General features: G+C 69.7%; 14 protein-coding genes and 1 other RNA gene. 10 read left to right on the top strand and 5 right to left on the bottom strand.

Annotated features, from left to right (window positions below):
* The first annotated feature begins 98 nt into the window (after positions 1-98).
* From ubiG to BG90_RS12720, 4 genes are all read left to right on the top strand, one after another.
* On the top strand, positions 99-797 hold the full coding sequence (gene ubiG / locus BG90_RS12730; RefSeq protein WP_010116474.1) for a bifunctional 2-polyprenyl-6-hydroxyphenol methylase/3-demethylubiquinol 3-O-methyltransferase UbiG: 699 nt from the start codon (positions 99-101) through the stop codon (positions 795-797).
* 25 nt (positions 798-822) lie between these two features.
* Entirely contained in the window at positions 823-1,548 is a 726-nt protein-coding gene (gene gph, locus BG90_RS12725) for a phosphoglycolate phosphatase (RefSeq protein WP_010116476.1), read from the top strand.
* A 6-nt stretch (positions 1,549-1,554) separates the two neighbouring features.
* Positions 1,555-1,924, top strand: a transfer-messenger RNA (tmRNA) gene (gene ssrA / locus BG90_RS32665).
* A gap of 330 nt (positions 1,925-2,254) precedes the next feature.
* On the top strand, positions 2,255-2,899 hold the full coding sequence (locus BG90_RS12720; RefSeq protein ID WP_010116479.1) for a class I SAM-dependent methyltransferase: 645 nt from the start codon (positions 2,255-2,257) through the stop codon (positions 2,897-2,899).
* Between the two features lie 190 nt (positions 2,900-3,089).
* Here the strand turns inward: BG90_RS12720 and BG90_RS12715 are convergent, their stop codons facing one another.
* Both BG90_RS12715 and BG90_RS12710 read right to left on the bottom strand, forming a co-directional pair.
* Positions 3,090-3,353 (bottom strand): hypothetical protein, encoded by a 264-nt coding sequence (locus BG90_RS12715; protein WP_010116481.1) that lies wholly within the window; start codon positions 3,351-3,353, stop codon positions 3,090-3,092.
* Positions 3,354-3,454: 101 nt separating this feature from the next.
* Complete coding sequence (locus tag BG90_RS12710) at positions 3,455-4,561, bottom strand: substrate-binding domain-containing protein (protein WP_010116483.1); 1,107 nt, start codon at positions 4,559-4,561, stop codon at positions 3,455-3,457.
* A 130-nt stretch (positions 4,562-4,691) separates the two neighbouring features.
* Between BG90_RS12710 and BG90_RS12705 the strand changes: the two genes are divergently transcribed.
* Genes BG90_RS12705 through BG90_RS12690 form a run of 4 tightly spaced genes read left to right on the top strand, consistent with a single transcriptional unit; the run spans position 4,692 to position 9,952 of the window.
* Positions 4,692-5,156 (top strand): NAD(P)H-dependent oxidoreductase subunit E, encoded by a 465-nt coding sequence (locus tag BG90_RS12705; protein ID WP_010116488.1) that lies wholly within the window; start codon positions 4,692-4,694, stop codon positions 5,154-5,156.
* Entirely contained in the window at positions 5,153-6,721 is a 1,569-nt protein-coding gene (locus BG90_RS12700) for a formate dehydrogenase beta subunit (protein ID WP_010116490.1), read from the top strand. Before BG90_RS12705 ends, BG90_RS12700 begins: the two co-directional genes overlap by 4 nt.
* Positions 6,722-6,735: 14 nt before the next feature.
* Positions 6,736-9,684 carry a formate dehydrogenase subunit alpha gene (gene fdhF, locus BG90_RS12695; RefSeq protein ID WP_010116491.1) on the top strand — a complete coding sequence of 983 codons (2,949 nt, stop codon included), beginning with the start codon at positions 6,736-6,738 and terminating at the stop codon, positions 9,682-9,684.
* 7 nt (positions 9,685-9,691) lie between these two features.
* Positions 9,692-9,952 (top strand): formate dehydrogenase subunit delta, encoded by a 261-nt coding sequence (locus BG90_RS12690; RefSeq protein WP_010116492.1) that lies wholly within the window; start codon positions 9,692-9,694, stop codon positions 9,950-9,952.
* A 174-nt stretch (positions 9,953-10,126) separates the two neighbouring features.
* On the opposite strand, the gene BG90_RS12685 is transcribed toward BG90_RS12690, so the two are convergent.
* Positions 10,127-11,773: an FAD-dependent monooxygenase gene (locus BG90_RS12685; protein WP_010116493.1), complete on the bottom strand. Its 1,647-nt coding sequence runs from the start codon at positions 11,771-11,773 to the stop codon at positions 10,127-10,129.
* 127 nt (positions 11,774-11,900) lie between these two features.
* Between BG90_RS12685 and BG90_RS12680 the strand changes: the two genes are divergently transcribed.
* Positions 11,901-13,745, top strand: a complete 1,845-nt coding sequence (locus BG90_RS12680) for a tetratricopeptide repeat protein (protein ID WP_010116494.1) — start codon at positions 11,901-11,903, stop codon at positions 13,743-13,745.
* A 310-nt stretch (positions 13,746-14,055) separates the two neighbouring features.
* Here the strand turns inward: BG90_RS12680 and tcuC are convergent, their stop codons facing one another.
* Positions 14,056-15,351 (bottom strand): MFS transporter, encoded by a 1,296-nt coding sequence (tcuC, locus tag BG90_RS12675; RefSeq protein WP_010116495.1) that lies wholly within the window; start codon positions 15,349-15,351, stop codon positions 14,056-14,058.
* A gap of 365 nt (positions 15,352-15,716) precedes the next feature.
* Positions 15,717-17,066 (bottom strand): gamma-glutamyl-gamma-aminobutyrate hydrolase family protein, encoded by a 1,350-nt coding sequence (locus BG90_RS12670; RefSeq protein ID WP_045568156.1) that lies wholly within the window; start codon positions 17,064-17,066, stop codon positions 15,717-15,719.
* A 571-nt stretch (positions 17,067-17,637) separates the two neighbouring features.
* Here BG90_RS12670 and BG90_RS12665 point away from each other — a divergent pair.
* The gene (locus BG90_RS12665; RefSeq protein ID WP_010116508.1) at positions 17,638-19,014 is read left to right on the top strand and encodes an amidase; all 1,377 of its coding nucleotides are present in this window, start codon (positions 17,638-17,640) and stop codon (positions 19,012-19,014) included.
* Positions 19,015-19,026 lie beyond the last annotated feature (12 nt).

Raw genomic sequence — 19,026 nt, 5'->3', positions numbered from 1 at the left:
CGCGCGCGAGCGCGTTCCTGGCGACCTCGCCCGCCCGCTTATATACTCGTGGCTTGACGGGCGCGCCGCCGCCCTCTTTCCCGCATCCGCTTGCCGACATGACGAACGCCGATCCGCACGAACTTCAGAAATTCAGCGACCTCGCTCACAAATGGTGGGATCCGAACGCCGAATTCAAGCCTTTGCACGACCTCAATCCGGTGCGCCTGAACTGGATCGACGCGCACGCGCATCTGCCCGGCAAGCGCGTCGTCGACATCGGCTGCGGCGGCGGCATCCTATCGGAATCGATGGCGTCGCTCGGCGCGCAGGTCAAGGGCATCGACCTCGCGACGGAAGCGCTCGGCGTCGCCGATCTGCACAGCCTCGAGAGCGGCGTCACCGTCGACTACGAGGCGATCGCGGCCGAAGCGCTCGCCGCGCGCGAGCCGGGCGCATACGACGTCGTAACGTGCATGGAGATGCTCGAGCACGTGCCGTCGCCCGCGAATGTCGTCGCCGCGTGCTCGACGCTCGTGAAGCCGGGCGGCTGGGTGTTCTTCTCGACGCTGAACCGCAACCTGAAGTCGTACCTGCTCGCCGTGATCGGCGCCGAGTACGTCGCGCAGATGCTGCCGAAGGGCACGCACGACTACGCGCGCTTCATCCGTCCGTCCGAGCTCGCCCGCTTCGTGCGCGCGACCGACCTGCAGATCGCCGAGATCAAGGGCATCACCTATCATCCGCTCGCGAAGCGCTTCGCGCTGTCGAACGACACCGACGTCAACTACCTCGTCGCGTGCCGCCGCAGCGCATGACCCGCCATCCGTTCCGATCGCGCCCATGAGCTTTTCCTCGCCCTCCTTCGCCGCCCCGCCGTCCGACGAGCTGCATCTCGACGCGTGCGACGCCGTGCTGTTCGATCTCGACGGCACGCTCGCCGACACCGCCCCCGACCTCGCGGCCGCGGTCAACAAGATGCAGCGCACGCGCGGCATCGCCGAAACGCCGCTCGACACGCTGCGCCCGCTCGCGTCGGCGGGCGCCCGCGGCCTGATCGGCGGCGCCTTCGGCATCGCGCCGGCGGACGCGGAATACGATGCGCTGCGTGACGAATTCCTCGCGAACTACGCGGCCGACCTGTGCGTGCACACGACGCTCTTTCCGGGCATCGGCGCGCTTCTCGACGAGCTCGACGCGCGCGGCGTGCGCTGGGGCATCGTGACCAACAAGGCCGCGCGGTTCACCGATCCGCTCGTCGCGCTGCTCGGCCTTGCCGGACGCGCCGCATGCGTCGTCAGCGGCGACACGGCGTCGCATCCGAAGCCCCATCCGGCGCCGCTCCTGTATGCGGCAGAGCGGCTGTCGCTCAAGCCCGCGCGGATCGCCTACGTCGGCGACGACCTGCGCGACATCCAGGCGGGCAGCGCAGCCGGCATGCCGACGGTGGCGGCCGCGTACGGCTATTGCGGCGACGGCGCCGCGCCCGTCGACTGGCGCGCGCATCATCTCGTCGAGACGACGGGCGAGCTGCTGCGACTGTTGCGCGTGTTGCGCTATAATGTCTGATCCGCTGGGGGCGACCTGGTTTCGACAGGGGTTGTGAAGCGGCTAGGGCATGTCGAGGACCCGTCACCTCGTTAATCAATGGGAAAAACGTAACTGCAAACGACGATACGTTCGCACTGGCAGCCTAAGGGCCGCCGTCCTCTGCCTAGTTCACTGACGGGCTAGTGTCGCAAGACCGGTAGCAATACCGACAGAGGTCATATACGTCAGTTAAGCCTTGCCGGCGTCACGACGGCCGGGTCGAAAACCTAGTGAATCGCCGTAACGGAGCGTGTTCGTCCGCGACGCTACGGTTAAATCAAATGACAGAACTAAACATGTAGAACTGGTCGTGGACCGCTTCTGGACGCGGGTTCGATTCCCGCCGCCTCCACCACGAATACCCCAAAGCCCTTGTTATTCAAGGGCTTTTCTTTTTCTCATGGCAATTTCGCGCCGTGCCGCCGGGCAATAAAAGCACGGCGCAAGCGGCGCATCACGCGCGCGCTTCCGCCGGCAGCGCCGGCTCCCGCCGTCACCCGATCGGCCGCGCCGCCCCTGCTTCATCCCGGCATCGCCACATGCGCGAGCGCAACACAGCGGGTAATACATGATGGCCTTCGTTTTTTATCGTGGCAGGCTAGCTTGCCGGTCGCGGAGCCGGATCTGATTTCGTCGGACCGTCGCCGCTTCCCGCTTGCCGCTTACTTATTGCCAGGAACGGACCATGCGAATCCCCGAGCTCACGCTCTTCCTGCGAGCTTGGCTGCGCAATCCCCGCCAGGTCGGCGCACTTGCGCCGTCCGGCCCCGCGCTCGCCACGCTGATGACCGCCCAGATTCCAAGCGAAAGCGCGCTCGTGATCGAGCTCGGCGCAGGCACGGGCGTCTTTACGCGCGAGCTGCTGTCGCGCGGCGTCGCCTCGGATCGGCTCGTGCTCGTCGAAGCCGATCCGGCGTTCGCCGCGACGCTGCGTCGCCGTTTTCCCGATCTGCGGGTGATGAACATGGATGCGGCCGAGCTCGGCATCACGCGCGGCCTGTTCGGCGATGCGCGCGCAAGCGCCATCGTCAGCGGACTGCCGCTCGTCGCGATGCCCGTCGAGCAGGCGGTGGCGATCGTGCATGGCGCGTTCGCGATGCATCTCGGCCCGGGCGGCGCGTTCTATCAGTTCACCTATCTGCCCCGCTGCCCGATTCCCGCCAGCCGGCTCGCGGCGATCGGCATTCGCGCGGAGCGCATCGGCATCGCGTGGGCGAACGTGCCGCCCGCGGCCGTCTATCGGCTGCAGCGCTGCGCGGACTTCTCGGGTTCCCCGTCGTCGATCGGCCATGCATGGCCGGGCGCGCAGCCGCCTTCGACGGCCGCGTGACGTCATGCCGGCGACACGCCGGCAACATGTGTCAGCCGCAGCCGCCTGCAGCGTTCGTGTTCGCTCGTGTTGTTCGACCGGCAGCTTCATGCGCCGCATCGTGCGCGAACCTGCCGGACGCATGCGCGGCCGGCCGCCTCTCGACCGCCTCTCGCGCGACCGCTTCATGCGGCGCTACGCCAGAACGCCGTCAGTCCATCGGGCACTTCAGGTTGCAGCCGCTCGGATCGCCCAGGTCGCCCTTCCGGCGCAGATCCGACTTCTTGCCGGTCTGATATTTCTTCGACGGCGCCGACGCGGCGAACGGCATCTGCGGATGCTCGTTCAGCCGGAACTGCTCGTTCAGGATGCCGCCCGGCACGCCGGGCGAGTTCTGCGCGAACGCGACCGTCGCGGCCGCGGTGAGCGCGCCCGCGACCGCGGACGCGACGGCGAGATGGGTCAGGAGCTTCATCGATGTCGAACGCCGGTGCGGCGCTTTGGCTCATACGAAAGGAAGCGGCTAGCGTAACGCAATTGCGCACGCCTTGCAGCACCGCCCGCATGCCCGCTTCGTTACCGTTGATGACCGTCCGCGCGCGCGTCACCCGCCGTGCCAGCGAGGCCCGCCGGCACGTCGACGAGCGTGCCGCACGCGCACGGATCGTAGCCGTCGAGCCGTGCGACGGCGGCGCGATAGCCGTCGTCGCGCAGCAGCGCGAGCGCGCCCGCGAGCGGTGCGTCGCCGAGCCGCGAACGCTCGCATGCGAAGTAATAGTCCTCGTCGACAACCGGAATGAAGTCGAGCCCGAAGTGGCGCGCGGCAGGCTCGACGCCGAAGCCGAGATCGGCCATCCCGCTCGCGACGAACGCGGCGATCGCCGAATGCGTCAGTTCCGTCGACGCGTAGCCGTCGATCCGCTCCGGATCGACGCCGATCTCGCGCAGCGCGAGATCGAGCAGCATCCGCGTGCCGGAGCCCGGCTGCCGGTTGACGAAGCGGATGTCGCCGCGCGCCAGGTCGGCGAGCCCCGCGACCCCCTTCGGGTTGCCGCGCGGCACGAAGAGGCCCTGCTTGCGGCGCGTCAGGTGGATCAGCACGTGATCGGCGTCGTCGAGCCATGGCCGGTAGATCTGCGCACAGTGTGCGCGAAACGCGCCGCGCGGCAGATGAAAGCCCGCCAGATCGCATTCGCCGCCCGCGAGCGAGCGCATCGCCTCGACGCTTTCGCGGTACTTGATGTCGACGGGCGAGCCGGCGTCGACGAGCGCGGACACGAGCGCCGCGACCGCATAGCCGTGCGACGCGTGGATCCGCAGCGCGCCCGCATGCCGCGCGAGCCGCCGGTTGAGGCCGCTCGCGACCTCCGCCGCGAGCGCGCGCAGGTTGCCGTCGAGGCGCTCGCCCGCCAGCCGCTGCGCGTCGACGACCGCCTGTCCGAGCTCGGACAGCGACGAGCCCTTGCCGCGCACGGTCTCGATCAGCGCGCCGCCGACGCACGCCTCCAACGCGCGCAGCAGCCCCCACGCGTGCCGGTACGACAGCCCTTTCGCCTCGGCCGCCTGCGCGATGCTGCCCGTCGCCGCGACGAGCTCGAGGAGCGGGGCGACGTCGGTCAGGCTCGCCGTGCGGCCGTCGTTGTCGCGCACGATCAAATGCGCGTCGCATTCGACTCGAATCATTTATGCAATCCCATTTCCTATTGCGACCATCATTCTATCGATTTATCGTTGACCCACATCAATATGCTAGAGTCGATTTGCGCTCCATATGAACAAAAAGCGCATATATGACTTCGGAGGAGGCAACCGGATGTCCCCCAATACCGACACGCTCGTGCGCGCGCACGCGCTGCCCGGCAGATCGCTCGTCGCGATCCTGCACGCGATTCAGGACGAAGCGGGCTACGTGCCGTCCGCATGCGTCGAGCCGCTCGCGAAGGCGCTCAATCTGTCGCGGGCCGAAGTCCACGGCGTGCTGACCTACTACCACCACTTCCGCACCGCACCGCCCGCACGCGTGACGATCCGGCTCTGCCGCGCGGAAGCGTGCCGCAGCATGGGCGGCGAGGCGCTCGTCGCGCACGCGCAGGCGCGCGCCGGCTGCCGGATCGACGGCGAGCACGGCGGCGAAGTCGCGCTCGAATCGGTCTATTGCCTGGGCCTCTGCGCGCAGTCGCCGTCGCTCACGATCAACGACGAACTGCACGCGAAGATGACCGCCGAGCGCTTCGACGCGCTCCTCGACGCGGCCGTGCACGCAAAGGAGTCCGCATGAGCACGCGCATCCATGTGCCGCGCGATTCCGCGGCGCTCGCGGTCGGTGCCGACGCGCTCGCGCGCGCGATCGAGGCCGAGGCGGCCCGGCGCGGCGTCGCGATCGAGCTCGTGCGCAACGGCTCGCGCGGGCTGCTGTGGCTCGAACCGCTCGTCGAGGTCGGCACCGCGGCGGGCCGCGTCGGCTACGCGAACCTGTCGGCGGCCGATGTCCCCGCGCTCTTCGACGCCGGCTGGCTCGACGGCGGCGAACACCCGGCGTGCGTCGGAATCGTCGACGAGATCCCTTATCTGAAGCGCCAGCAGCGGCTCACGTTCGCGCGGATCGGCATCACCGATCCGATGTCGATCGACGACTACGTCGCGCACGGCGGCCTCGAAGGTCTGAAGAACGCGCTCGCGCTCGACGGCGCGGCCGCATGCGAGACGCTCGTCGAATCGGGCCTGCGCGGACGCGGCGGCGCAGCATTTCCGGCGGGCATCAAGTGGCGGACCGTGCGCGAGGCCGCGGCCGCGCAGAAGTACGTCGTCTGCAATGCGGACGAAGGCGATTCCGGCACGTTCTCCGATCGCCTCATCATGGAGAGCGATCCGTACTGCCTGATCGAAGGGATGATCATCGCGGGCGTCGCGACGGGCGCGACGATCGGCTACGTCTACGTGCGCAGCGAATATCCGCACGCGATCGCGACGCTCGACGACGCGATCGCGCGCGCGCGCGACGCCGGCTGGCTCGGCGCGAGCGTGCTCGGCACGGCGCACGCGTTCGAGCTGCACGTCGCGAAAGGCGCGGGCGCCTACGTCTGCGGCGAAGAAACGGCGCTCCTCGAATCGCTCGAAGGCAAGCGCGGCGTCGTGCGCGCGAAGCCGCCGCTGCCCGCGCTCGCGGGACTCTTCGGACAACCGACCGTCATCAACAACGTGATCACGCTCGCGACCGCGCCGATCATCTTCGCGCGCGGCGCGGCGTTCTACCGCGACTACGGGATGGGCCGCTCGCGCGGCACCCTGCCGTTCCAGCTCGCGGGCAACGTGAAGCGCGGCGGGCTCGTCGAGCTCGCGTTCGGCGTCACGCTGCGCGAGCTGCTGTTCGACTTCGGCGGCGGCACCGCGAGCGGCCGCCCCGCGCGCGCCGCGCAAGTCGGCGGCCCGCTCGGCACGTACCTGCCCGACAGCCAGTGGGACATCCCGCTCGATTACGAAGCGTATGCGGCGGTGGGCGCCGTCGTCGGGCACGGCGGCATCGTGCTGCACGACGACACGTCGAACCTCGCCGAGCTCGCCGAGTACGCGATGCATTTCTGCGCGCTCGAATCGTGCGGCAAGTGCACGCCGTGCCGGATCGGCTCGACGCGCGGCGTCGAGACGATCGCGAAGATCCGCGCGGGCGACACGTCGGAAAAGCAGGTGCGTCTGCTGCGCGATCTGTGCGACACGATGACAGCGGGCTCGCTCTGCGCAATGGGCGGCATGACGCCGTACCCGGTGCTGTCCGCACTCGATCACTTCCCCGAAGATTTCGGCCTCGCCGCGCACGCGCAAAGCGCCGCGCCGGCCGCGGCCTGACAGAAGGAATCCCGATGACCTCCTCCGCATTCGATTCGTCCCGGCAAGGCTGCGGCTCGGGCCAGTGCGCGTGCAAGAGCGCAGCGCCCGCGCGTCGCGCCGATCCGTTCGACGACACCGACTACGGCACGCCGAAGCGCCACGCCGACACCGACGTCACGCTCGACATCGACGGCCGCACGGTCACGGTGCCGGCCGGCACGTCGGTGATGCGCGCGGCGATCGAGGCCGGCGTCAACGTGCCGAAGCTGTGCGCGACCGATTCGCTCGAGCCGTTCGGCTCGTGCCGCCTGTGCCTCGTCGAGATCGAAGGCCGGCGCGGCTATCCGGCGTCGTGCACGACGCCCGTCGAAGCCGGCATGAAGGTGCGCACGCAAAGCGACCGGCTGCAGGACCTGCGCCGCAACGTGATGGAGCTCTACATCTCCGATCACCCGCTCGACTGCCTCACGTGCGCGGCGAACGGCGATTGCGAGCTGCAGGACATGGCGGGCGTCGTCGGGCTGCGCGAGGTGCGCTACGGCTTCGACGGCAAGAACCATCTGAGCGATGCGAAGGACGAGTCGAATCCGTACTTCAGCTACGACCCGTCGAAGTGCATCGTCTGCAACCGCTGCGTGCGCGCGTGCGAGAAGACGCAGGGCACGTTCGCGCTGACGATCGCCGCGCGCGGCTTCGAATCGCGCGTCGCGGCGAGCGCGGGCGATGCGTTCATGGATTCGGAGTGCGTATCGTGCGGCGCCTGCGTCGCCGCGTGCCCGACCGCGACGCTCGTCGAGAAGAGCGTCACGCGGCTCGGCCAGCCCGAGCACGCGGTCGTCACGACCTGTGCGTACTGCGGCGTCGGCTGTTCGCTGAAGGCGGAGATGAAAGGCGGCCAGGTCGTGCGGATGACGCCGCACAAGAACGGCCTCGCGAACGAAGGCCACGCGTGCGTGAAAGGCCGCTTCGCGTGGGGCTACGCGACGCACAAGGACCGCATCACGAAGCCGATGATCCGCGAGAAGATCACCGATCCGTGGCGCGAAACGAGCTGGGACGAAGCGATCGGCTACGCGGCCGCGCAGTTCCGCCGCATCCAGGACGAGCACGGCCGCGATTCGATCGGCGGCATCACGTCGTCGCGCTGCACGAACGAAGAAACCTATCTCGTACAGAAGCTCGTGCGCGCGGCGTTCGGCAACAACAACGTCGACACCTGCGCGCGCGTCTGCCATTCGCCGACGGGCTACGGACTCAAGGTCACGCTCGGCGAATCGGCGGGCACGCAGACGTTCGCATCGGTCGGCTCGGCCGACGTGATCGTCGTGATCGGCGCGAATCCGACCGACGGCCATCCGGTGTTCGGTTCGCGCCTGAAGCGCCGCGTGCGCGAAGGCGCGAAGCTGATCGTCGTCGATCCGCGCAAGATCGATCTCGTCGACGGCCCGCACGTGAAGGCCGTCCATCACCTGCAGCTGCGGCCCGGCACGAACGTCGCGCTCGTCAACGCGCTCGCGCACGTGATCGTCACCGAGGGGCTCGTCGACGATGCGTTCGTCGCCGAGCGCTGCGAGCCGCACGCATTCGAAGTGTGGCGCGCGTTCGCCGCGCGGCCCGAGAATTCGCCCGAGGCGACGGCGGACATCACGGGCGTCGCCGCCGAAGCCGTGCGCGCCGCCGCGCGCCTCTATGCGACGGGCGGACGCGCCGCGATCTTCTACGGGCTCGGCGTGACCGAGCATGCGCAAGGCTCGACGATGGTGATGGGAATCGCGAACCTCGCGATGGCGACGGGCAACCTCGGCATCGAAGGCGCGGGCGTGAACCCGCTGCGCGGACAGAACAACGTGCAGGGCTCGTGCGACATGGGCTCGTTCCCGCACGAGCTGCCCGGCTACCGGCACATCGGCGACGCCGCGGTGCGCGCGCGCTTCGACGAAGCCTGGTCGACGACGCTGCAACCGGAGCCCGGCCTGCGCATCCCGAACATGTTCGACGCGGCGCTCGACGGCAGCTTCAAGGGCCTCTACTGCCAGGGCGAGGACATCGTCCAGTCCGATCCGAACACGCAGCACGTCGCGGCCGCGCTGTCGTCGCTCGAATGCCTCGTCGTGCAGGACATCTTCCTCAACGAGACCGCGAAGTACGCGCACGTGTTCCTGCCGGGCGCGACCTTCCTCGAGAAGGACGGCACGTTCACGAACGCCGAGCGCCGGATCTCGCGCGTGCGCCGCGCGATGAAGCCGCTGTCCGGCTTTGCGGACTGGGAAGTGACGCTGATGCTGTCCCGCGCGCTCGGCTACGAGATGCGCTACGCGCATCCGTCCGAGATCATGGACGAGATCGCGCGCCTCACGCCGACGTTCGCGGGCGTGTCGTACGCGCTGCTCGACGAGCTCGGCAGCGTCCAGTGGCCGTGCAACGACGCCACGCCGGAAGGCACGCCGACGATGCACGTCGGCCAGTTCGTGCGCGGCAAGGGCAAGTTCATGATCACGCAATACATCGCGTCGCCGGAGAAAGTCACGCCGCGCTATCCGCTCATCCTGACGACGGGCCGGATCCTGTCGCAGTACAACGTCGGCGCGCAGACGCGCCGCACCGACAACGTCCGCTGGCACGACGAGGACCGGCTCGAGATCCATCCGCACGACGCGAACGATCGCGGCATCAGGACGGGCGATTGGGTCGGCGTCGAATCGCGCGCGGGGCAGACGGTGCTGCGCGCGCTCGTCACCGAGCGGATGCAGCCGGGCGTCGTCTACACGACGTTCCACTTTCCCGAATCCGGCGCGAACGTGATCACGACCGACAGCTCGGACTGGGCGACCAACTGCCCCGAGTACAAGGTGACGGCCGTGCAGGTCGCGCCCGTCGCGCAACCGTCCGAATGGCAGCGCGCATACACGCGCTTCAGCGCGGAGCAGCTCGCGCTGCTCGAGCGGCGCACTGCGGCGCCCGCGCCGGTAACGGGCAAGTGAGGTCGAGATGGAAAGCCGACACTTGATCGACATGGCAAACCAGATCGGCGCGTTCTTCGCATCGATGCCCGATCACGACGAGGCGGTCGCGGGCGTCGCCGATCACATCCGGCGCTTCTGGGAGCCGCGGATGCGGCGCGCGCTCCTCGCGGCGCTCGACGATCCGCACGACGAAGCCGCGCGTAGCGTCGCGCCGATCGTTCGCGAGGCGATCGACAAGCACCGCGCATCGCTCGAGCCTGCCCCCGCGCCGCCGCGCGCGGCGTAGGGCGAGGCGGCGCGGGCGCGGGCGCGCGCGTATGCGTATGCGTATGCGCAAGCGCAAGCGACGCGGCGACGGCGCAACGTTCGCTCGCATCAGGAATAGACGGCGCGGCGGCGCCGATCGTCGCGCGACCCGATGTCCGTGTCTGCGCCGCGCGCATCGCGCGCGCCCTCCTCGTCAAGTCTCGAGCCGCATCCCCGAGAACCACGTCTCGCAATGGCGCAGCACCGCGTCCGTGTCGGCCGCCGGGCGGCCGCGCGCGGCGACGTAGCCGTCCGGCCGCAGCAGATAGAACACCGGCCGCGTGCGCCCGTACACGTCGCTCATGAGCGGTGCGCCTTCGCCTTCCGCATCCGTCACGCGCCAGCAGCGCACCGCGCCCGGCATGATCCGCTCGAGCGCGTCGGCGAGCGCGCGGCCGTCTTCTCCCGGATCCGACGGCAATGTGTCGTCGACGGCCGCGCGCGGCTCGAGCACGAGCAGCGTGAAATGCGCGGGATCGTGCAGATCGAAGAGGCGCGCGACGCCGGGTGCCTTGCCGAGCGGCCCGTCGAGCACGTGCACGAGCGCGTCCGGCGCGCGCTCGCCCGCGCGCGGCCCGCCGTCGAACGCGCGCTCGAGCGTGAGCGGACTCTTCCGATACTGGATCGCGAGCTCGCTGACCGTGCGGCGCGCCGCGTCCCGCAGCGGCCCGAACGACGCGAGGATCGGCACGATGTGCTCGCGCAGCAGCTTGAGCGGCCCGCGGTCCGCCTCGACGACCTGCGTCGCGAAGCTCGTCTGCCGCAGCACGTCGCGCTCGATCGGATGGCGCTCGGCATGGTAGGTGTCGAGCAGACGCTCGGGCGCATTACCGGCAAGCACCCGCGCGAGCTTCCAGCCGAGATTGAACGCCTCCTGAATGCCCGTGTTCATCCCCTGCGCGCCCGCCGGGCTGTGCACGTGCGCGGCGTCGCCCGCGAAGAACACGCGCCCGACGCGCAGCTTCGCGACCATCCGGCTGTGCAGATGAAAGTATGACGACCACGCGAGATCGCCGATCTTCAGCTCGGGCGTCACGCGCGCGCGCACGACGTCGCGACACAGCTCGAGCGACGGCCCGTGCTCGTCGTCGAGCGCGCCGTTGCGCGGCGGGCGATCCGCGACGAGCCGGTAGCGGCCGTTACCCATCGGAAACAATCCGGCGAGGCCGTCGCCCGTCGTGAACAAATGAATCTCGTCGTCCGGCCAGTCGGCGCCGACGTCGAGATCGGCGAGCATGAACGTCTGCTCGAGCGCATGTCCGACGAAATCGACGTCGAGCAGATGCCGGACGGTGCTGTGCGCGCCGTCCGCCGCGACGACGTACGACGGCTGCATGCTCTCCTCCCAGCCTTCGTCGTGGCGCAGCCGGACTTCGAGCGCGCCTTCCGGATCGGTGCAGCGCGTGAGCGTCACGCCGCGCTCGACATCGACGCCGAACGTCGCGAGATGCTCGGTCAACAGCCGCTCGGTGACGGTCTGATCGAGAAACAGCAGATACGGATAACGCGTTTGCAACGGATCGAAGTCGAGCTCGACGATGCGCTGCCCGCCCGAATACAGGATCGCGACGCGCGCGCGATGCCCGAGCTCGACGAACCGCTCGACGACGCGCTGCTGCTCGAAGAGCTCGAGCGTTCTGGCCTGGATGCCGATCGCGCGCGAATAGCGCGCGGGCTGCGCCGCCTTGTCGACGATCCGCACCGGCACGCGGGCGCGCGCGAGGCAGAGCGCGGCGGCGAGCCCGGTCGGACCGGCGCCGACGATCAGGACGGGAGGAGTGGCGAGCGGAACGACTGCCATAAAGACCTCGTCGATACGCAACATCCGCAGTCTACGCCCGCCGCCTCGCCGCATCCATAGCGCGGCCGAAACGGCCGGCGCCATCCGAGGTATGGGAAAATGCGAAGTTTCTCGCTTGTCTCGCGTCATGGAATCCGCTTTCGACCGCGCATTTGCCGCACACCGCGCAGGCCGGCTCGACGATGCCGAACACGGTTATCGGGCGGCGCTCGCGGCCAACCCCGCCGACGCCGATGCGCTGCACCTGTTCGGCGTGCTGCGCCATCAGCAGGGCCGGCACGAAGAAGCGGCCGATCTCGTCGGCCGCGCGGTCGAGCTGCGCCCGAACGACGCCGCGCTGCAGTTGAATCTCGGCAATGCGCTCAAGGCGCTCGGCCGGCTCGACGACGCGATCGAGCGCTTTCGCAACGCGCTCACGCTCGCGCCGGCGTTCCCGCTCGCGCACTACAACCTCGGCAACGCGTATGCGGCGCAGGAGCGCCACGACGACGCCGTCGACGCGTTCGAGCGCGCGCTCGCGCTCACGCCCGGCGACGCGTCGATCCACAACAATCTCGGCAACGCGCTCAACGCGCTCGGCCGGCACGACGGCGCGCTTGCGGCGTTTCGCCGCGCGCTCGAGTTGCGTCCCGGCCACGCGGGCGCGCACAACAACCTCGGCATGGCGCTCGCCGCGCTCGGAAGGACAGACGAAGCGGTCGCGCATTTTCGTGCGGCGCTCGCCGCCGAGCCGCGCTTCGTCGCCGCGCATTTCAATCTCGGCAACGCGCTCGACGCGGTCGGCCGGCACGCGGAGGCGCTGCCCGCGTTCGAATCCGCGCTCGCGCTGCAGCCGCGCTTCCCGCTCGCGCTGTTCGGTCTCGCGAACGCGCTCGCGGCGCTTGGCCGTCATCGCGACGCGCTGCCGCATTACGAGCGAGCGGTCGGGCTCGATCCGTCGTTCGTGCTCGCGTGGCTCAACCTGGGCACCGCGCACCATGCGCTCGGCGCGCACGAGATGGCGCTGCGCGCATTCGATCAGGCGCTGCGGCTCGATCCCGCGCACTCGCTCGCGCAAATGCATCGCGCGGTCACGCTGCTCACGCTGCGCGACTTCGCGCGCGGCCTGCCCGCGTACGAAGCGCGGCATGCGCTGCCGGGCGCCGCGCCGCTCGGGCCGCTGCCGCGCTGGCAGGGCGAGCCGATCGAAGGCCGCACGCTGCTCGTGCGCGCCGAACAGGGCTTCGGCGATACGCTGCAGTTCGTGCGGCTCGTTCCGCTGGCGCGCGAGCGCTGCGCACGCGTAATCCTGCAGGTCCAGCCGGCGCTGCTGCCGCTCATCGAGCCGATGGCCGCGCGCTGGCGCGTGAATGTCGTATCCGCCGATGCGGCGAGAACGCCCGCCGCCGACCTCGTCTGCCCGCTCCTCAGCCTGCCGTTCGCGCTCGGCCTCGAATACGACGCGATCCCGTCGCACACGCCGTATCTCGACGTGCCCGACGCGGCGCGGCGCCGCTTTCGCGGTTCGCTCGGCGGACAGGCGAAGCGCAAGTTCGGGATCGCGTGGTCCGGCAGCGCGCAAGTGCAGGAAAACCGGGCGCTGCCGCTCGACGCGCTCGCGCCGCTCTTCGCGCTCGCCGACGTCGACTGGATCACGCTGCAGCCGGCGCTGTCGGACACCGAGCGGGCGGCGCTCGACGCGCATCCGCATGCGGCGCGCATCCATCGGTTCGACGGTCTGACCGATTTCGCGGCAACGGCCGCGCTCGTCGATCGGCTCGACGGCGTCGTGTCGATCGACACGGCGGTCGCGCACCTCGCGGGCGCGCTCGACAAGCCGCTGTGGCTGATGCTGCCCGTCGCCGCCGACTGGCGCTGGAGCACGGGCGGCGACAGCCCGTGGTATCCGCACGCGCGGCTCGTCAGGCAGTCGGAGCCGGGGCGTTGGGAGGACGTGGTCGCGGCGGTCGCGGGCGAGATCGCCGGCGGGTGACGGTGGACGGTGGGCGGTCGCGCGTGCACGGTTCGTCCTGGCTTCGTGCCGGCGAATCGTCGCGCGGCCTCGATGCGGTGCTGTCGAACGCGCTCGACTTCTCGCCGTCGAGCCGCCACCGAGCCATCAGAACGTCGAGCCCTCGAGCCGCCCCTTCACGCCGCCGCGCCCTGCCGCCACATGCTGCGGCGTCGCCGCACCACCCCGTCACCACGGCAAACCGCCTCGCCCCCCAAAAAACGGAGCGCCGAGCGCCCCGTTTTTTTCGTTGCGACCGCTCCGGCCCGCTTGCGCGGAGCCGCTCGTCCGCTCAAGTCGTCTTGTACTGCTTGCGCGCTTCCGGCGACCGGTACAGCACGAGCGTCGCGATCAGCCCGCAGACCGCCGCGAGCCCCAGCCAGAGGCCCGGCGCCGCCTTGTTGCCGGTCTCGTGGATCAACAGCGTCGAGATCGCCGGCGTGAAGCCGCCGATCGTCGTCGCGAGACTGTACGCGAGCGAGAAGCCCGCCGTGCGCACGTCGACCGGCATCACTTCGGTCAGCGCGACAACCATCGCACCGTTGTACGAGCCGTACAGGAACGACAGCCACAGCTCGACCGACAGCAGCCGCAGGAACGACGGCGACGCGACGAGCCATTGCATCGCCGGATACGCGGTCAGGATCGTGAGCGCCGTGAACGCGATCAGCACCGGACGGCGGCCGATCCGGTCGGACAGCGCGCCCGACAGCGGCAGCCAGACCAGGTTCGACAGCCCGACGCAGACGGTCACGACGAGCGCGTCGATCGCCGACAGATGCAGCACTTCCTTGCCGAACGTCGGCGTGTACGCGGTGATCATGTAGAACGACACCGTCGTCATGATGACCATCCCCATGCCCGCCAGCACGACGCCCCAGTTTTCGAGCATCGACTTCATGATCTCGCCCATGCTCGGACGGTGGCGCTTCGCGAGGAACTCGTCGGTTTCCTTCAGCGAGCGGCGGATCAGGAACAGGAACGGCACGATCAGGCAGCCGATCAGGAACGGAATGCGCCAGCCCCACGAAGTCATCTGCTCGACGGGCAGCGCGCGGTTCAGCAGCACGCCGACGAACGCGGCGAACACGACGGCCACCTGCTGGCTGCCGGACTGCCACGACGTATAAAAGCCCTTGTTGCCCTTCGTCGCGATCTCGGACAGGTACACCGACACGCCGCCCAGCTCGACGCCCGCCGAGAAGCCCTGCAGCAGCCGTCCGAGCAGCACGAGGATCGGAGCGAGGACGCCGATCGTCGCGTAGCCCGGAATCGTCGCGACGGTCAGCGTGCCGAGCGCCATCAGCGCGAGCGTCAGGATGAGGCCCTTGCGGCGGCCGTGATGGTCGATGTACGCGCCGAGCACGACCGCGCCGACGGGACGCATCAGGAAGCCCGCGCCGAACACCGACAGCGACAGCATCAGCGACGCGAACGCGTTGCCGTTCGGAAAGTAGGTCTTGGCGATCGCGGACGCGTAATAGCCGTAGACCATGAAGTCGTACATCTCCAGGAAGTTGCCGCTGACGACGCGGAACACGGTCCTGGCCTTGGATTCCTGCTGAATTGCGGGGAACGCTGTAGCCATGTCTCTCTCGATAAGGCTGCGCCGCGGTCGCCCGGGCGGCCGCGGCGCGTATCACATCGTGTTTCTTGCCCCGGCGCGCCGGGGGCGGTGCAGATCGATGATGCGCTGCACGGCGCTCGCCATCTTACTGCGAACGACGGCGAGATGCGTCAAAGCGTCGCTTGCGACGTCATCCGAAAGGCATTTGAAAACAAGCGGATATCCCGGGGCTTTTGCGCATTTTTTGTGCGGACGATGCGATGTCGCGCGGCGCCATTGGGAGATCGCGCGATGGCATGCCGATGCTCCGGACGCCGAACGCACGACGGGCCGCACCGAGGTGCGGCCCGTCGATTTTCCTGCGTCGATTTCGTGTCGCGCGCCGGTTATAGCCGCGTCTCGCGCGCCGCTCTCAGGAACGTGTCGAGAAGCGGCGTGCAGTCGAGCAGCTCGGGGCCGCCCGCACGATGGAACTCCGGGTGCCATTGGACGCCGACGACGAACGGCGCGCGGCGATAGCGGATCCCTTCGATGATCCCGTCTTCCGCCGATACGGCCTCGATGTTCAGATCGCGGCCGATATCGCGGATCGCCTGATGGTGGATCGAGTTGACGATCGCCTCGCGGCGGCCGGGGAACATGTTCGCGAGCGTCGAGCCGTCCGGAAAGCGGATCGCGTGACGATGCTGGTCGTAATGCTCGCTCACGTGCACGCCCGCCGTCGGCACGTCGCTCGCGATGTCCTGATAGAGCGAGCCGCCGAACGCGACGTTGATCAGCTGGCAGCCGCGGCACACGCCGAGCACCGGCTTGCCCGACTCGATGAACTCGTGCAGCAGTTCGAGCTCGTACATGTCGCGCACGCGGTCGCCGGGCCACTCGGGGCGCGCGTCGGCGGCCGCGTAGGTCTGCGGCGACACGTCGGCGCCGCCTTGCAGCAAGAGGCCGTCGAGATGCTTCGCGTAGTCGCGCAGCCGGATGTTGCTCGGATGCAGCATCCCCTGATGGCCGACGGTCGGAATCATGAACACGAGCACGTTGCGCGACATCACCCAATGCGCGATCGATTCCTCCAGATACTGCAGCGTCTTGCCGCGCAGCCCGGGCGCGCCCGGCTCCGGATGGAAGATGCGCGCCGACACGCCGATGCGCAGCGTGCGCTGCGTGATCCGCTGGCCGGCGCGGTCGAACAGCCGGCGCGCACGCGCGGCAACGATCCGGCCGAACACCGACCACGGCGTGTCGCTCTGTTTCAGGTAGGCGGGCGGCGCGGGCGAAGCAGCGCTCGCGGGCGGCGGACGCGGCGTCTCGAAATCGGGTTGCGCGCCGAAGCCTGGCGGAGGCGAGCCGTTCTTGGCCGTGGACGCCGTGGCGCCGGCCGCCGTGGTGCCGGACGTCGATGCGCCGGCGCCAGTCGCGCCGGACGAGGCGGCGCCGGCTGCGGCCGAACCGGGCGCCGTCGCGGCTGCGCCCGGCTGCGCGGCCCCACTGCCCGCGACGACGCCGGGCGCGCCCGGCTCGGCGATCGTGTCGGTCGGCGCGGAGCCGGGATCGCCGACGTCCTGCGCAGCCGCGATCTGCGCGGCGAACGCGCTGACATGAACGGTCGCGCCCGCTGGCGGCTTGTCGGAAACGGTAGACGGCGAAGAGTCCGGGCCGGCGTGGCCGGAAGGCGCCGCAACGGAAGAGGAAGCAGAGCCGGACTGATCGGCTCTTGCGGACGTGTTTTCGCTCATGACGGAGGTCTGGCGCGTCGGTCACGCGGAGAATCAACGAGAATTCATTATCCTTCAGTACACGATCGGCGGCAAACCGACAGAATTTCGTCGATATTGTTGCAACACTGTGTCGAATGCGCTTCGACGTGCGTTGCCAGCGCGCGACATCGCGCATTTTTCGGCGTACGAAGCGGCGCGCGGCGGCATTGCAGCCGCGTCGGCGCGGCGGGACAAGGCGCGGTTCAGACGCGCCGGCCCTATGCCCGGCACAGGCGCGATATCGACCGGCAGGCGACAAGCGCGAGCAAACGTGCACGAACGCCGTTGGCATATCGCAACGGTTCCGCTCGCGAATCGGCGTCCGACGCCGTTTCCGGCCGCGCTCGATCCGGCATCCTGCCGCTTCGGCGCGCGGCAATCCGCGCATTCCACGCAACGCGCCGACGCGCGCCGCCCCCCGCCCTCGCGCCGCAACGCTGTTCTACAATGCCCGAACCCAGCCGCCGCGCTCCGACGTTCGCGGCGCGCGACGCATCGTGCCGAGCCCTGCGCGCGGCACTTCGCCAACCCAATCGAGCCCGATACCGCCATGACCACGTTCGCCCCCTTCCCGCCGCTCGCCCGACTCGCCGCCGATCTCGCCGCCGGTGCGACGACGAGCCGCGCGCTCGTCGAAGCCGCGCTGGAACGGATCGCCGATCCGGCGGGCCAGGGCGCGATCGCGTTCACCGAAGTCGATGCGCAAGGCGCGCGCGCGACCGCCGACGCGCACGACCGGCTGCGCGCCGCGGGCACCGTGTTGTCGCCGCTCGCCGGCATTCCGGTGTCGGTGAAGGACCTGTTCGACGTCGAGGGCCAGGTGACGCGCGCCGGCTCGCGCGTGCTCGACGACGCGCCGCCCGCCACCGTCGACGCGATCGCCGTCGCCCGCCTGAAACGCGCGGGCGCCGTGCTCGTCGGCCGCACGAACATGAGCGAGTTCGCGTTCTCGGGCCTCGGCCTGAATCCGCACTTCGGCACCCCGCGCTCGCCGTACCGGCGCGGCGTGCCGGGCGACGAGCGGATCGCGGGCGGCTCGTCGTCGGGCGCGGCCGCATCCGTCGCGGACGGGATGGCGGCCGTCGCGCTCGCGACCGACACGGGCGGCTCGATCCGGATCCCCGCCGCGCTCTGCGGACTGACGGGCTTCAAGCCGACCGCGAGCCGGATTCCGAAGCAAGGCGGCGTGCCGCTGTCGACGACGCTCGATTCCTTCGGTCCGATCGGCGTGTCGGTCGCGTGCTGCGCGCTCGTCGACCGGATTCTCGCCGGCCTCGAGCCGCACGTGCCCGCCGCGCGCCCGCTCGAAGGCGTGCGGCTCGGCGTGCTGACGAACTATGTGACGGACGGCGTCGACGCGCACGTCGCGGCATCGCTCGACGCAGCGCTCAAGCACCTGGAGGCAGCAGGCGCGATCGTGTCGGAAGCGCGCTTCGCGCCGCTCGACCGGCTGCCCGACATCAACCGCTTCGGCTTTTCGTCGATCGAGGCGTACGCGTGGCATCGCACGCTCATTGCGCGCCATCGCGACGCATACGATCCGCGCGTGCTTGCGCGAATCCTGAAGGGCGAGCCGGCGAGCGCCGCCGATTATCTCGATCTCGTCGCCGCGCGCGCCGCGCTCGTCGACGAAGCGGCGCGCACCGTATGGCAGCGCTTCGACGCGCTCGTCGCGCCGACGGTGCCCGTCGCCCCGCCGCGCATCGACGAACTCGAGCGCGACGACGACGCGTTCACGCGCACGAACGCACTCGTGCTGCGCAACCCGAGCGCATTCAACTTCCTCGATGCGTGCGCGCTGTCGCTGCCGTGCCATCCGCGCGACACGGCGCCCGTCGGCCTGATGCTCGCCGCCGCACCGCACCACGACGACGCGCTGCTCGCGATCGGCCAGGCGGTCGAGGCCGTGCTCGCGACGATCCGCTGACCCCGCCCGAGC

It is taken from the genome of Burkholderia oklahomensis C6786, assembly GCF_000959365.1.
GTDB lineage: Bacteria > Pseudomonadota > Gammaproteobacteria > Burkholderiales > Burkholderiaceae > Burkholderia > Burkholderia oklahomensis.
The sequence above is the reverse complement of the archived record's forward strand: the minus strand, read 5'-3'. Positions and strand labels throughout refer to the sequence as shown.